This is a genomic window from Janibacter sp. Y6 (assembly GCF_040900765.1).
Lineage (GTDB): Bacteria > Actinomycetota > Actinomycetes > Actinomycetales > Dermatophilaceae > Marihabitans > Marihabitans melonis.
On the sequence record NZ_JAKLYZ010000001.1, the window covers coordinates 928,866 to 942,744 of the forward strand.

Consider the following 13,879-nt stretch of genomic DNA (forward strand, 5'->3'; position numbering starts at 1 on the left):
CCGCACCCGACCCCACGTCCGCCACGACCTCGCGCCTGCGCGTGCCACGCAGCCAGGCGCCCCAGGTACCGCTCGGGCGCATCCCCGTGCTCGACGTGCGCCCGTGCGTCGACCACGGCGACCGACCCGCGAAGTCGGTCGTCGACGAGCCCTTCGACGTCACCGCGACCGTCTTCCGCGAGGGCCACGACGCCGTCGCGGCGAGCGTCGTGCTCACCGACCCCGACGGGGCCGAGAGCGTGCTGCCGATGACGTGCGTCAACCCGGGCCTGAGCCACTGGGTGCGCGAGGTGAGCGCCGACCGCCCCGGCTGGTGGAGCTACCGCGTCGAGGGCTGGTCCGACCCCTGGGGCACGTGGCTGCACGACGCGACGGTGAAGATCGACGCCGGGGTCGACGAGGAGCTCATGCTCGCCGAGGGCGTCCTCGTCCTCGAGCGCGCCCTCGACGTGCCGGGCCGCTCCCCCGGCGGTCGCCAGCTCGTCCGCGACGCCCTCGAGGCGCTCACCGCCCCCGGCGACCACAGCCCGCGTGCCCGGCTCCACGCCGCGTCGACGCCCGAGCTGCGCACCGAGCTCGAGGTGACGCTCCCCCTACGTGAGCTCGTGACCGCCAGCGACGACCTGCCCCTGCTCGTCGAGCGCGAGCTCGCCCTCGCCGGTGGCTGGTACGAGATCTTCCCCCGCAGCGAGGGCGCCTACCTCGACGAGGAGACCGGGCGCTGGGTCTCGGGGACCCTGCGCACCGCTGCCGAGCGGCTGCCGGCGATCGCGGGCATGGGCTTCGACGTCGTCTACCTCACCCCGATCCACCCCATCGGCACGACGGCGCGCAAGGGCCCGAACAACACCCTCGACGCCGGCCCGGAGGACCCGGGCTCGCCCTACGCCATCGGCTCCCCCGACGGCGGGCACGACGCGATCCACCCCGACCTGGGCACCTTCGAGGACTTCGACGCCTTCGTCGCCCGGGCCCGTGAGGTGGGGCTCGAGGTCGCCCTCGACATCGCTCTGCAGTGCTCGCCGGACCACCCGTGGGTCACCGAGCACCCCGAGTGGTTCACCACGCGCGCCGACGGCACCATCGCCTACGCGGAGAACCCGCCGAAGAAGTACCAGGACATCTACCCGGTGAACTTCGACAACGACCCGGCCGGTATCTACGCCGAGGTGCGCCGGGTCATCCAGGTGTGGGTCGACCACGGCGTCACCCTCTTCCGGGTCGACAACCCGCACACGAAGGCCGTCGAGTTCTGGCAGTGGCTCATCGCCGACGTCGCCCAGGACCACCCGGAGGTCATCTGGCTCTCCGAGGCCTTCACGAAGCCGGCGATGATGCACACCCTCGCCAAGGTCGGCTTCCAGCAGAGCTACACGTACTACGCGTGGCGCAACAGCGCCTACGAGCTCGACGAGTACCTCACCGAGCTCTCCGGCGAGTCCGCGGCGTACATGCGCCCGAGCTTCTGGCCGACGACCCACGACATCCTCACGCCGTACATGCAGTTCGGCGGACCGGCGGCGTGGAAGGTCCGCGCGGCGCTCGCCGCGACCCTCGTGCCGACGTGGGGCATCTACGCCGGCTACGAGCTCATGGAGCACGTCGCGCGCCCCGGCGCCGAGGAGCAGATCGACAACGAGAAGTACCAGTACAAGGACCGGCGCTGGTCGGACTACGAGCCCGGCGGACCGCGCGAGGGGCAGTCGCTCGCCGGGTGGCTGACGATGCTCAACCGGATCCGGCGCGACCACCCGTCGCTGCGCCTGCTGCGCAACTACCGCCGCCACCACGTCGACGACGAGAACTTCCTCGCCTTCAGCAAGTCGCGGGCCCTGCCCGACGGGAGCACCGACACGGTGCTCGTCGTGGCCAACCTCGACCCGCACAGCACCCGCGAGTCCACGGTGCGCCTCGACATGGGCGCGCTCGGCATGGAGGGCTGGGAGCGCTTCGAGGTCGAGGACCTCGTTACCGGCGCGGTGTGGGAGTGGGGCCAGGACGCCTTCGTGCGCCTCGGCGCCGACGGCGAGCCGGTCCACGTCCTCGCGGTGCGGGGGCGCTGATGGCCACCGTCCACGACGTCACCCTCACCCCCGGCAAGGACGACCTCGTCCTCGCCTGGGTCGGCGCCCAGCGCTGGTACCAGGCGAAGGGGCGCACCCCCCGGCTGCGCCGGCTCGACTCGTGGCGCCTCGACGACCCGGCCGGCGAGGTCGGCATCGAGACCCTCGTCTACGAGGACCTCTCCGGCGCCGACGGCGGGCCGGGCGTCACCTACCAGGTGCCCCTCACCTACCGCGGCGCCCCGCTGCCGGGGGCCGACGACGCCCTCGTCGGCGAGCTCGACCACCCCGTCCTCGGGCACCGGTGGGTCTACGACGCCCCCCACGACCCGGTCTACGTCTCCCAGCTGCTCGCCCTCGTGCGGGGCCGGGCCCAGGCGCAGGAGGGCTCGGTCTCCGACACCCCGAGGCCCGACGTCGCAGGGGCCCCGCACCCGGCGTGGACGAGCGAGCCCGAGGTCGTGACCAGCTCGGTCCTGCGCGGCGAGCAGTCGAACACCTCGGTCGTCGTCGAGACCGGCGCCGAGCCGGTCATCGTCAAGATCTTCCGCACCCTCTCCCCCGGCGACAACCCCGACGTCACCCTCCAGGGCGCGCTCGGCGCGGCGAACTGCCCGTACGTCCCCGCGACCGTCGGCCACGTCGCCGGCGCGTGGCGGGACGCCGACGGGCAGACCCACCTCGGCCACCTCGCCGTCGCCCAGGAGTACCTGCGCGGCAGCCGGGACGCGTGGCGGGTGGCGCTCGAGCGGGGGAGCTCGGGCACCCCCTTCGCCGACGAGGCCCGCGCCCTCGGGGTCGTCACCGCCGACATCCACCACACCCTGGCCCGGGTGCTGCCGACCCGGCCGGCCGACGACGAGCTCGTCGCCACCCAGGTCTCGGGCATGCGCCGCCGGGCCTCCCTCGCCCTCGGCGAGGTGCCGGCCCTCGCCGAGCACGAGCCGGCCTTCCGCGACGTCTTCGCCCGGGCCCGGGCCGCTCGCTGGCCGGCGATGCAGCGCATCCACGGCGACTACCACCTCGGCCAGGTGCTCCACGTGCCCGACCGCGGATGGGTCGTCATCGACTTCGAGGGCGAGCCGCTGCGCCCCCTCGCCGAGCGCAACGCCCTCGACGCCCCCCTTCGCGACGTCGCGGGCATGCTGCGCTCGATCGACTACGCGGGCGCCTCGAGCGGGCTGCCCGACGCCGAGGCGGCGGCCTGGGTGGCCGAGACCTCCCGCGCCTTCCTCGAGGGCTACGCCGAGGCCGGGCACGACGCCCGCGACGACGCCGCCGTCCTCACCGCGCTCACCCTCGACAAGGCCCTCTACGAGGTCGTCTACGAGGCGCGCAACCGACCGACCTGGCTCGCGATCCCCGTGCGAGCCGTGACCCGACTCCTCCAGGAGGACGTGTGACCCCGATCCCCGAGTCCGCCCTGCCCGGCGCCCTGTGGGCGCTCGCGCACGGGCGGCACAGCCAGCCCCACGACGTGCTCGGCCAGCACCTGCTCGACGAGGGCCTGCAGGTCCGCGTCCTGCGCCCCCTCGCCGAGCGCGTGCGGGTCCGCTTCGAGGACGGCGTCGAGATCGACCTCGAGCACGAGGACCACGGCATCTTCGCCGGCACGCGCCCCGACGCCGAGCGCACGATGGACTACCGCGTGCTCACGACGTGGGGCGGTCACGAGGTCGAGCAGGACGACCCGTACCGCTTCGCGCCGACGCTCGGCGACCTCGACCTCCACCTCGTCGGCGAGGGCCGCCACGAGGAGCTGTGGACCGTCCTCGGCGCGCATGTGCGCCGCTACTCCGGGCCGCTCGGCGAGGTCGAAGGGGTGAGCTTCGCCGTGTGGGCGCCGCGGGCCAAGGCGGTCAGCCTCGTCGGCGACGTCAACGGCTGGAACGAGACGGCGCACCCGATGCGCGCGCTCGGCAGCTCGGGCGTGTGGGAGCTCTTCGTGCCGGGCATGGCCGCGGGCGACCTCTACAAGTTCGCGATCCGCGGCGCCGACGACGTCGTGCGCCACAAGGCCGACCCGATGGCCCGGCTGGCCGAGGTCGCCCCGGCGACGAGCTCGGTGGTCACCGAGAGCACGTACACGTGGCAGGACGAGGAGTGGTTGACGCAGCGGGCCGAGCGCAACCCGCACACCGGCCCGATGAGCATCTACGAGGTGCACCTCGGCTCGTGGCGCCAGGGGCTGAGCTATCGCGAGCTGGCCGAGCACCTCGTCAACTACGTCGCCGACCTCGGCTTCACCCACGTCGAGCTGCTGCCCGTCATGGACCACCCGTACCCGCCGTCGTGGGGCTACCACGTGACGAGCTACTACGCGCCCAACTCGCGCTTCGGCTCCCCCGACGACTTCCGCTACCTCGTCGACGCGCTGCACCAGGCCGGCATCGGGGTCATCCTCGACTGGGTCCCGGGGCACTTCGCCACCGACGAGTGGGCGCTCGTGCGCTTCGACGGCCTGCCCCTCTACGAGCACCCCGACCCGCGCAAGGGCTGGCAGCCGGACTGGGGCAGCTACGTCTTCGACTTCGGCCGGCTCGAGGTGCGCAACTTCCTCGTCGCCAACGCGCTGTACTGGCTCGAGGAGTTCCACGTCGACGGGCTGCGCGTCGACGGCGTCGCCTCGATGCTCTACCTCGACTACAGCCGCAAGGACGGCGAGTGGGTGCCCAACGCCCACGGCGGCCGCGAGAACCTCGAGGCGATCGGGCTGCTCCAGGAGGCCAACGCGACGGCCTACAAGCGGGTCCCCGGCGTCATCACCATCGCCGAGGAGTCGACGGCCTGGCCGGGCGTCACCCGCTCCACCGACCAGGGCGGTCTCGGCTTCGGCCTCAAGTGGAACATGGGGTGGATGAACGACTCGCTGCGCTACCTCGGCGAGGAGCCGGTCAACCGGCAGTACCACCACAACCTGCTGACCTTCGCGATGATGTACACGTACGCGGAGAACTACCTGCTGCCGATCAGCCACGACGAGGTCGTCCACGGCAAGGGCTCGCTGCCCCGCAAGATCCCCGGCAGCGACTACGACCAGCTCGCGACGCTGCGCGCCTTCCTCGCCTACATGTGGGCCCACCCCGGCAAGCAGCTACTCTTCATGGGCATCGAGTTCGCGCAGACGAGCGAGTGGGCCGACGGACGCTCGCTCGAGTGGCACCTGCTCGACCACGCGTCGCACTACCGGGTGCACAACCTCGTCAAGGAGCTCAACGCCACGTACACGGCCGGCACCGCGATGTGGGCGCTCGACACCGAGCCGGCAGGCTTCGAGTGGCTGGACGCCGACGACAACGGCGGCAACACGCTGTCCTTCCTGCGCTTCGGCGAGCGGGACCGCACCGGTGACGTCCTCGCCGTCGCGGTGAACTTCGGCGGCGCCGACCGCGAGGTCGTCCGGCTCGGCCTGCCGCGCGGCGGCGACTGGGAGGTCGTCCTCGACACCGCCGGCTTCGACGAGCACAGCTCGCCGAGCCAGGGCGGGGTCGTCCTCACCGCGCAGGAGCACCCGTGGCAGGGCCAGCCCTGCTCGGTCGAGGTGCGCATCTCACGGCTCAGCGCGATCTACCTCCGCCCGGTCGCCGCGTCCTCGGACGCCGAGGAGGGGCGGTCCGTGGAGAGCTCCGTCGAGCCGACCGGGACGCCGGCTCCCGTGGCCGCCGCCCCGGCGCCCCGCCCGGCCCCGGACCCGCCGATCGGTGGCGTCGGCGGCGCCTGAGCGGACCGCCGAAAGCATGACGAAGGGGGTGACCCGGCCAGGTGCCGGGTCACCCCCTTCGTCGTGGGCAGGGTGCGCTCAGGAGGCGCGCAGCGTGCCGTAGCGCACGTCGGAGGTCCAGATCTTGCGCTTCTTGACCGTGGAGCCGGAGCGGGAGGCGTCGACGACGTAGCCGTTGCCCGCGTAGATGCCCATGTGGTACGCCGGGGCGCCGAAGAAGACGAGGTCGCCCGGGCGGGCCCAGCGCTTCGAGATCGCGCGCACGGAGCGGCGCTGCTGCTCGGCGGTGCGGGGCAGGTTGGCCCCGGATCGCTTGTCGTAGACCGTCTGGGTGAAGCCGGAGCAGTCCGCGCCCGTCCACAGCGAGGTGCCGCCGTAGCGGTACGGGGTGTCGCCGACGCGGCTGTTGGCGAGCACGTAGGACTGCCAGATGTTCGAGCGCGAGGTCGTGATGTCGCTGGCGGAGGCGCTCGATGGGGCGAGCACCTCGCTCACGGCGGTGCCGGTGGCCGCCAGGGCGACGGCGGCGAGCAGGGCGGAGGTCTTGCTGAGATGGCGCACAGGGGGTCGTTTCTCACGGGGACACGGCCGGGCCGGACCGCGACGCAGCCCCCGGGATCACCCGAGGGCTGTGCGCACGGCGCCCCATGACCCACCCGCGAAGGGGGATCCAGGCCGCGCCGGCCGTCGTCAATGGTCACGGAGAGGTCACGGTGATGTCAAGGCGAGGTCACGACCTCCTGTCCCAGCTTTCCCGCCCAGGGCGGGAAAGCTCGACCTCGGGAAAGAACATTTCCTTCCCGAGGTCGAATGTTCCCGCCCTGGGCGGGAAAGTGAGGGGGCCGCTCAGAAGAGGGCGCTCATGAGGGCGGTGCGGCCGCGGCGGACGCGCTCGTCCTGGGCCCCGACGACCTCGAAGAGGTCGAGCAGGTGGGCCTTGGCGCGCGCGCGCTCGTCCTCCTGCGTCGCGCGCACGACGTCGACGAGGCGGGCGAAGGCGTCCTCGACGTGCCCGCCGAGCACGTCGAGGTCGGCGACCATGATCGCCGCGTCGACGTCGGTGGGGTCGGCGGCCGCGGCCTCGCGGGCCTGCTGGAGGTCGACGCCCTGGGTGCGGGCCATGAGCGAGACCTGGGCCAGGCCGAGGCGCGCGTCCTCGTCGGACGGGTTCTGAGCCAGCGCCTGCTCGAAGGCTGCCGCCGCCGCCGCGAGGTCACCGCGCTCGACGGCGTCGTACGCCTCGACGTGCAGCGGCGAGAGCTCCTCCTCGACCTGCTCGGCCCCGAGGTCACCGATCTCGACACGACCGGTGACGCCCTGCTTGACGGCCAGCTGGAGGAACTCGGCGAGCACCCGGTCGAGGTCCTCCGCGCTCGGCACGTCCGGGAAGAGCGGGATCGCCTGGCCCTGGAGCAGCCCGATGGTGATCGGCATCTGCGGCGGGCGCAGCGCCTGGAGGATGCCGGGGTTGGTGGCGAGGTCGATGCTCACGACCTGCACCCGACCCTGGAGCCGCTCGGCGGCCGGCACGACGACGTCGAGCGCGGCGCGGCTCTGCGGGCTCTGCGAGGACCACAGGACGGCGAGCGCGGGCACGCTGACCGAGCGCTGGACGAGCTGGTTGAAGCTCGCGTCGTCACCGACGACGACGATCGGCGAGGCGAAGGGGTCGCCCCCGGCGGCCGCACCGCCCGCGGCCGCGCCACCCGCCCCGGTCGGTCCGGCGCCACCCCCTGCAGCAGGGGCGGGAGCGGGCTGGCCAAGGGCGCCGAGGTCGACGGCGCCGCGGAGCGAGGAGTGCGGTTCGGTCATGCCCCGATCTTCGCAGACGGCCCCGGGGTCAGGATCCCTTGGCCGAGGAGAGCTGCTCGGAGGCGCCGACGACAGTGACGTCGCCCCCCTTCGGCGCGACGACGGCCACCGTCTCGAGGTGCTGCACGCTCAGCCGGTCACCGACGGTGTCCTCGCCGACGAGGTCGGTGAGCTCGTCGGGCAGGGTGAGCTCCTTGGCGTCCTCGCCGGCAGAGATGGTGTCCGTGCGGGTGAGCGTCGTGATCGTCAGCGTGCCGCCGTCGGCGAGCGGGAAGACCATCCCGTCCGAGGAGGGCTGGTGCGAGACCTTGTAGCTCGCGAGGTCGCCGAGCCGCTTGGCCTGCTTCGCGGCGTTCGTGCGCAGCGCGCTCGAGAAGGGGTCGTCGACGGCGACGCCCTTCGGGTCGCTCTTCGGCGCGGGGTAGGACACGGCCTTCGCCCACCGGGCGACGGGCTGGAGGTCCTTCGTGCCGACCTTCGTCGGCACCTCGACCGCGCCGTCGCTCTCGGCGAGCGCGGGCACGGTAGCCCCCGCCGCCATCGGCACCGAGGCGTAGAGGCGGTACTGCGAGCGCGGGCTGTCGGCGACGAGCACGTGGAGGTGCTGCTCCTCGTCCTGCTGGGAGGTCGCGAGGATCGTGCGCGGCCAGGACGTCCCCTTGCTCACGGCGATGACGGTCGGCTCGGCGGAGGGGGCCAGGGCCGCGCCCTCTCCCTCGACCTGCTCGACGTCGACCTTCGCGTCGGCCGCCTCGAGGGCCGGGCCGGTGAGCACGGTCTTGCGGTCCTTCGCGCTGCCCTTGCCCTCGGCGTCGAGCGCGACGCCGACCTCGCCGAGCACCCGCTGGGTGACCTGCGCGCCGGCGGAGTCGGAGATCGACTGGCCCTGGGTGTCCTCGGCGGGGGCGTCGTGCAGGCCGGCGAGCGAGGAGCAGCCGCCCAGCGCGAGCGGGGTGGCCAGGGCCAGGGCGGCCAGACGGGTGCGGCGGGGGGTCATCGGGTCTCCTTCGTCGTCGGGTCTGCCGGCTGTGCGGGCGTCCCGGTCTCGTCGGTCGTGTCAGGGGTGGCCGTCGCGTCGGCCGTGCCGAGCACCTGCGTCTCGTCGGTCTCGACGGCCCCGTCCGCCGCGTCGGTCTCGACGGCCTCGTCCCGGCGGCCGTCCTCGGACTCGCGGCCGTCCTCGAGCGGACCACCGGCTCGCGGGCCACGCCCGCCACGCACGGCGAGGTAGACGCCACCGACGAGCAGGACGAGGCCGACGACGAGCAGGACGAGCGCCCGGGTGGACCAGCCGCTGTCGGTGACGGTCATCGTCACCTCGCTCAGCCGGGCGTCGTCGCCCGCCGTGACGACGAGGGTCTGGGGCGCCGCGTCCTGGGTGACGGTGAGGGCGGCCTGGCCCGTGCCGCGGGTCTCGCCCTGCCACAGGTCGTAGGTCTGCGGGTCGGCGCTGCCGGAGCCGCTCGTCGTCGTCTCGAGCTCCCAGCCCGTGACGGACACGCCCTGCGCGCGGGCGGCCTTCGCGTCCTGCATCACCGAGTCGACGTCCGAGGGACGGGCCAGGCCCATCCACACGGGGGCGTCGCCGTCGGCGGTCGCGCGGACGGTGACGTCGGAGTCCGTGCGGTTGAGCACGTCGGGCGGCAGGACGAGCGTCGAGTCGCCGGGGGCGGCCGTGAAGGTGGCCGTCCCGGACGTCCCGAGCTGGGTCACGAACCACCCGCCGACGAGCGCGCAGACGAGCCCGAGCACCGCGACGGCGGTCCCCAGGGCACGGGTGATAGGTCGGTGCACGATGTGCTTCCTTCAGCTCGACGACGGCCGCCGGAGGGACGGCCTGACCATCCAGGGTGGCAAAGATCGCCGAAGGTCACAAAATCGTAAAGAGACTCTCAGCCGGCAGTCAGCCGGCGGAGTCGATCTTCAGGGCCCCGCCCTCGCGCACGAGCGTGATGGTCTGACCGCTCATCGTCTGGGTCCCGTCGTGGTCACGGGTGAGGGTGAAGCTCACCTCTCCGGTGTCCTCGTCGACCTCGACCTGCGAGGCGCTCGTCGAGGAGAAGCCGGACCACAGCTCGACGTAGGCCGCCTCGCCGCCTGCGGCCTGCTGCATCCGCGGCGTGAGCGAGCGCCAGGTGGCGCGCGGGTCCGAGGACAGCCGGGAGTAGTGGTCGGTGACGAAGGTGCGCACCTCGTCCTCGGGGAAGGCGGGGGCGTCGCCCGCGGGCTGCGCGGTGCTCGCGCCGCCGGCCGAGCTGGACAGGGCACCGGTGCCCTCGCGCGCACCCCCGGCCCCGTCGTCGCGGCCCGCGAGGAGGGCCAGACCGGCGGCGAGGAGGAGCAGGACACCACCCACGGCGAGCCAGGGCACCCACCGGCGCCGTGGCGAGCGGTGCGCACCGCGGTGCGCCGGGACCGGCGCCGGCCGCGCCTGGCGCAGGTGAGAGCGGATGGGCGGCGCGGACGCCCGGCAGGGCGGCGTCGAGGTGGACGGCGGCGAAAGGGGAGCCACCGGCCGCATCGCGGCCGTGGGCGCGGAGGTCGCCGGGACGCCCTGACCCTCGGCGACGCGCTGCAGGTCGGCCCGGGCCTGCGCCGCGCTCCCCCGCCTCGCGGGGTCGCGGTCGAGGAGCCGCTCGAGCACGGGTGCCAGGGGCCCCGCAGAGGTCGCCGGCTCGGGCGGGTTGGTCGCGATGTGACGCAGGGTCGCCAGCGGGTTGCCCTGCGAGCGATACGCGTCGTGACCCTCCACGGCGAAGTAGATCGTCGCGCCGAGGGCCCACAGGTCGCTCGCCTCGCTCGGCTCGTGCCCGTCGGCGACCTCGGGGGCCATGTACGTCGGCGTGCCCGTCACCATGCCGGTGCTCGTCAGCTGGTCGTCGGCACCGGCCCGGGCGGTGCCGAAGTCGGCGAGCTTGGGGCGCCGGTCGCCGATGAGGACGTTCGCCGGCTTGATGTCGCGGTGCACGACGCCGGCCGCGTGGGCGGCGACGAGGGCGGCGGCGAGCTGGGCGCCGAGGTCGGCCGCGCCGCGCGGTCGCAGCGGTCCGCGGGCGCGCACCGCCTGGGCGAGGGTCGGCCCGTCGACGTACTCCATGACGAGCCACGGGGCCCCGCCGTGCTGGACGACGTCGTAGACGGCGACGACGTTGGGGTGGTTGAGGGCGGCTGCGTGCCTCGCCTCGCGCATCGCGCGGCTCGTGCGGTCGTCGGTCTCGCCGGGGAAGGCACCGAGCTGCTTGATCGCCACGTGCCGGCCGAGCCGCTCGTCGCGGGCCAGCCACACGACGCCCATGCCGCCGCGCCCGACGGGCCGCTCGGTGCGGTACCGCCCGGCGACGAGGCCCGGTCCGGGCTCGGTGGTCTTGACGCTCACCGACCCCACGATAGGTGGGTCGGCGCCGTCGGTGGCCCCACGTCCCCTTCCCCGCCCCGTCGTGGCACCCGCGCGGGCCCCGGGCCGGGGGCCTAGATTGTCCCCGTCAGCATCACGAGCAAGGGGAGCACCATGTCCTACCAGCAGCCCGGGTACCCGGGCGCCGCACCGTCGCCCTACGGGGCCCCGAAGAAGGACAACACCCTGTGGTGGGTCCTCGGCGGGATCGGTGCCGTCGTCCTCCTGTGCTGCTGCGGCGTGCTCGGCTTCTTCGGCTTCGCCGCGTACCAGGCCGACCAGGCCATCGAGAGCTACACCTCGTCGTCCTCGAGCGGCAGCGCGGGCACCCCGGTGACCGAGGGGCAGGCCGTGACGATCTCGGACGGCAGCATCGCCTCGGGCTGGGAGATCACGTCCAACGCGCTCGGCCTCGAGCCCTCGGGCATCGAGGTCACCAACACGACGTCGACCGCGCAGACCTACTTCTTCTACGTCAACTTCACGAAGGGCGGCACCGAGGTCGAGGACGCGCTGTGCACGACGAGCTCGGTCCAGCCCGGCGAGTCGGCGACGGCCAGCTGCCTGTCGACGGTGCCCGAGGGCACCGACTACGACGGGCTCACGATCTCGACGAGCTGAGCCCCGCCTGCTCGAGCAGGCGGTCCGCCGCGGCGAAGGGGTCGAGCCCGCCGTCGAGGACCTCCTGGGCGAGCGCGTCGAGCCGGTCCTCACCGGCGTCGCCGGCGAAACGGCGGCGCAGCCCGGCGAGGGCGAGCGCCTCGATCTCGTCGACGGTGCGCCGTCGACGGCGCGCCTCGAGCCCGCCGTGCTCGCGCGACCACGCGAGATGGGCGTCGAGCGCCTCGACGATCTCGTCCATGCCCGTGCCGTCGAGGGCGACGGAACGCACGACCGGCGGGCGCCACAGGTGCGGCTCGGTGCGGTCACCGAGGCTGACCATCCGGCGCAGGTCGCGCACGGTGTCGTCGGCCCCGGCCCGGTCGGACTTGTTGACGACGAAGACCTCGCCGATCTCGAGGATCCCGGCCTTGGCCGCCTGGATCCCGTCGCCCATGCCCGGGGCGAGGACGACGACGGAGGTGTCGGCGAGCCGGGCGACCTCGACCTCGGACTGGCCGACGCCGACGGTCTCGAGGAGCACGACGTCGAAGCCGGCGGCGTCGAGCACGCGGATCGCCGAGGGGGCCGTCGCCGACAGACCCCCGAGGTGGCCGCGGCTGGCCATGGAGCGGATGAAGACGCCGTCGTCACCCGCGTGCTCGCTCATCCGGATGCGGTCGCCGAGCAGGGCTCCCCCGGAGAAGGGCGAGCTGGGGTCGACGGCGAGCACCGCCACCCGGCGCCCCGCCGCCCGCAGGACCGAGACGAGCGCGCTCGTCGTCGTCGACTTGCCGACCCCGGGCGCACCGGTGAGCCCGACGACATGGGCTCCCCCGACGTGCGGCGCGAGCGCCGCGACGATCTCGGGAAGTGCCGGGTGCTCGTCCTCGACGAGCGAGATGAGCCGCGCGACGGCACGCGCGGTCCCCTCCCTCGCCGCAGCGACGAGAGAGGGGACGTCGACGGGTCGGGGCACGATCAGGCGCTGGGCACCCGCAGGACGAGCGCGTCGCCCTGGCCGCCGCCACCGCACAGGGCGGCCGCACCGACACCGCCGCCGCGGCGCTTGAGCTCGTGGGCGAGCGTGAGCACGACGCGGGCGCCGGACATGCCGAGCGGGTGCCCCATCGCGATGGCGCCGCCGTTGACGTTGACGATCTCGGGGTCGATGCCCAGCTGCTTCGTCGACGCGATGCCGACGGCGGCGAAGGCCTCGTTGATCTCGACGAGCTGGAGGTCGGCGGGGCTGATGCCCTCCTTCGCGCAGGCCGCCTCGATGGCGTTCGCGGGCTGCGCCTGCAGGCTGGAGTCGGGGCCGGCGACGACGCCGTGCGCCCCGATCTCGGCGAGGTAGTCCAGACCCAGCTCCTCCGCCTTCGCCTTGCTCATGACGACGACCGCGCAGGCCCCGTCGGAGATCTGCGAGGCCGAGCCGGCGGTGATCGTGCCGTCCTTGGCGAAGGCGGGACGCAGCCGGCCCAGGCTCTCGGTGGTGGTGTCGGCGCGGATGCCCTCGTCCTGGGCGAAGACGACCGGGTCGCCCTTGCGCTGGGGCACCTCGACCGGCACGACCTCCTCGGCGAGCCGGCCCTCGGCCCACGCCTTCGCGGCGGCCTGGTGGCTGCGCGCGGCGAAGGCGTCCTGCTCCTCGCGGGAGAGCTGCTCGCCCGAGCTGTTGCCGGTCTCGGTGAGCGAGCCCATCGCCTGGCCGGTGAGGACGTCGTAGAGGCCGTCGTAGGCCATGGAGTCCTGCAGGGTCGCGTCGCCGTACTTGATGCCGTCGCGCGACTTGGGCAGCAGGTGCGGGGCGTTGGTCATCGACTCCTGGCCGCCGGCGACGACGACGTCGAACTCGCCGGCGCGGATGAGCTGGTCGGCGAGCGCGATGGCGTCGATGCCGGACAGGCAGACCTTGTTGACGGTGAGCGCCGGGACGGTCATCGGGATGCCGGCCTTGACGGCCGCCTGCCGTGCGGGGATCTGGCCCTCGCCGGCGGTGAGCACCTGGCCCATGATCACGTAGTCGACGTCCTGTGGCGAGACGCCCGAGCGCTCGAGCGCGCCCGCGATCGCGAAGCCCCCGAGGTCGGAGCCGGAGAAGCCCTTGAGCGAGCCGCTCATGCGGCCCATCGGGGTGCGAGCTCCCGCGACGATGACGGAGACGGGACGGTCAGACATGCCAGGCCCTCCAGAGGGGTTCGTGTGGTCGCCGACGTCGACGTCGACTGCCAGGCACTCTAGCCACGCCCGCCGACGGCGTCGCGGCCGCTGGGTGGCAGGTCACAG

Annotated in this window: 11 protein-coding genes; 4 read left to right on the top strand and 7 right to left on the bottom strand. The window is 73.6% G+C overall.

Annotation, left to right across the window (positions count from 1 at the left end; translation table 11 throughout):
* Nucleotides 1-35 precede the first annotated feature (35 nt).
* From L6241_RS04305 to glgB, 3 genes are read left to right on the top strand one after another with little or no spacing between them, the layout of a single operon-like run.
* Nucleotides 36-2,063 (top strand): alpha-1,4-glucan--maltose-1-phosphate maltosyltransferase, encoded by a 2,028-nt coding sequence (locus L6241_RS04305; protein WP_368245149.1) that lies wholly within the window; start codon nucleotides 36-38, stop codon nucleotides 2,061-2,063.
* On the top strand, nucleotides 2,063-3,466 hold the full coding sequence (locus L6241_RS04310; RefSeq protein WP_368245013.1) for an aminoglycoside phosphotransferase: 1,404 nt from the start codon (nucleotides 2,063-2,065) through the stop codon (nucleotides 3,464-3,466). The genes L6241_RS04305 and L6241_RS04310 overlap by 1 nt, the downstream gene beginning before the upstream one ends.
* Entirely contained in the window at nucleotides 3,463-5,784 is a 2,322-nt protein-coding gene (gene glgB / locus L6241_RS04315; RefSeq protein WP_368245014.1) for a 1,4-alpha-glucan branching protein GlgB, read from the top strand. Before L6241_RS04310 ends, glgB begins: the two co-directional genes overlap by 4 nt.
* Nucleotides 5,785-5,862: 78 nt before the next feature.
* Here glgB and L6241_RS04320 read toward each other — a convergent pair whose 3' ends face one another.
* The 5 genes from L6241_RS04320 to L6241_RS04340 form a co-directional block, all read right to left on the bottom strand.
* Nucleotides 5,863-6,345: a C40 family peptidase gene (locus L6241_RS04320; RefSeq protein ID WP_224766976.1), complete on the bottom strand. Its 483-nt coding sequence runs from the start codon at nucleotides 6,343-6,345 to the stop codon at nucleotides 5,863-5,865.
* Between the two features lie 285 nt (nucleotides 6,346-6,630).
* The gene (locus L6241_RS04325; RefSeq protein ID WP_368245015.1) at nucleotides 6,631-7,596 is read right to left on the bottom strand and encodes a co-chaperone YbbN; all 966 of its coding nucleotides are present in this window, start codon (nucleotides 7,594-7,596) and stop codon (nucleotides 6,631-6,633) included.
* 28 nt (nucleotides 7,597-7,624) lie between these two features.
* The gene (locus L6241_RS04330; protein ID WP_368245016.1) at nucleotides 7,625-8,593 is read right to left on the bottom strand and encodes a hypothetical protein; all 969 of its coding nucleotides are present in this window, start codon (nucleotides 8,591-8,593) and stop codon (nucleotides 7,625-7,627) included.
* Entirely contained in the window at nucleotides 8,590-9,390 is an 801-nt protein-coding gene (locus L6241_RS04335; RefSeq protein ID WP_368245017.1) for a hypothetical protein, read from the bottom strand. Before L6241_RS04335 ends, L6241_RS04330 begins: the two co-directional genes overlap by 4 nt.
* A gap of 109 nt (nucleotides 9,391-9,499) precedes the next feature.
* Nucleotides 9,500-10,972, bottom strand: a complete 1,473-nt coding sequence (locus L6241_RS04340) for a protein kinase (protein ID WP_368245018.1) — start codon at nucleotides 10,970-10,972, stop codon at nucleotides 9,500-9,502.
* Nucleotides 10,973-11,104: 132 nt separating this feature from the next.
* On the opposite strand from L6241_RS04340, the gene L6241_RS04345 reads away from it, so the two are divergent.
* Nucleotides 11,105-11,611: a hypothetical protein gene (locus tag L6241_RS04345; protein WP_201467416.1), complete on the top strand. Its 507-nt coding sequence runs from the start codon at nucleotides 11,105-11,107 to the stop codon at nucleotides 11,609-11,611.
* Here the strand turns inward: L6241_RS04345 and meaB are convergent.
* Together meaB and L6241_RS04355 are read right to left on the bottom strand one after the other, a co-directional pair.
* Entirely contained in the window at nucleotides 11,592-12,569 is a 978-nt protein-coding gene (gene meaB / locus L6241_RS04350; protein WP_368245019.1) for a methylmalonyl Co-A mutase-associated GTPase MeaB, read from the bottom strand. The genes L6241_RS04345 and meaB overlap by 20 nt on opposite strands.
* A 2-nt stretch (nucleotides 12,570-12,571) precedes the next feature.
* Nucleotides 12,572-13,771 carry an acetyl-CoA C-acetyltransferase gene (locus L6241_RS04355; RefSeq protein ID WP_123092028.1) on the bottom strand — a complete coding sequence of 400 codons (1,200 nt, stop codon included), beginning with the start codon at nucleotides 13,769-13,771 and terminating at the stop codon, nucleotides 12,572-12,574.
* Between the last annotated feature and the right edge of the window lie 108 nt (nucleotides 13,772-13,879).

What these genes read in the sequence shown, in the direction of transcription:
- L6241_RS04325 (WP_368245015.1), bottom strand. Translation starts at nt 7,596, where the DNA reads ATGACCGAACCGCACTCCTCGCTCCGCGGCGCCGTCGACCTCGGCGCC.
- L6241_RS04355 (WP_123092028.1), bottom strand. Translation starts at nt 13,771, where the DNA reads ATGTCTGACCGTCCCGTCTCCGTCATCGTCGCGGGAGCTCGCACCCCG.
- L6241_RS04310 (WP_368245013.1), top strand. Translation starts at nt 2,063, where the DNA reads ATGGCCACCGTCCACGACGTCACCCTCACCCCCGGCAAGGACGACCTC.
- L6241_RS04345 (WP_201467416.1), top strand. Translation starts at nt 11,105, where the DNA reads ATGTCCTACCAGCAGCCCGGGTACCCGGGCGCCGCACCGTCGCCCTAC.
- L6241_RS04330 (WP_368245016.1), bottom strand. Translation starts at nt 8,593, where the DNA reads ATGACCCCCCGCCGCACCCGTCTGGCCGCCCTGGCCCTGGCCACCCCG.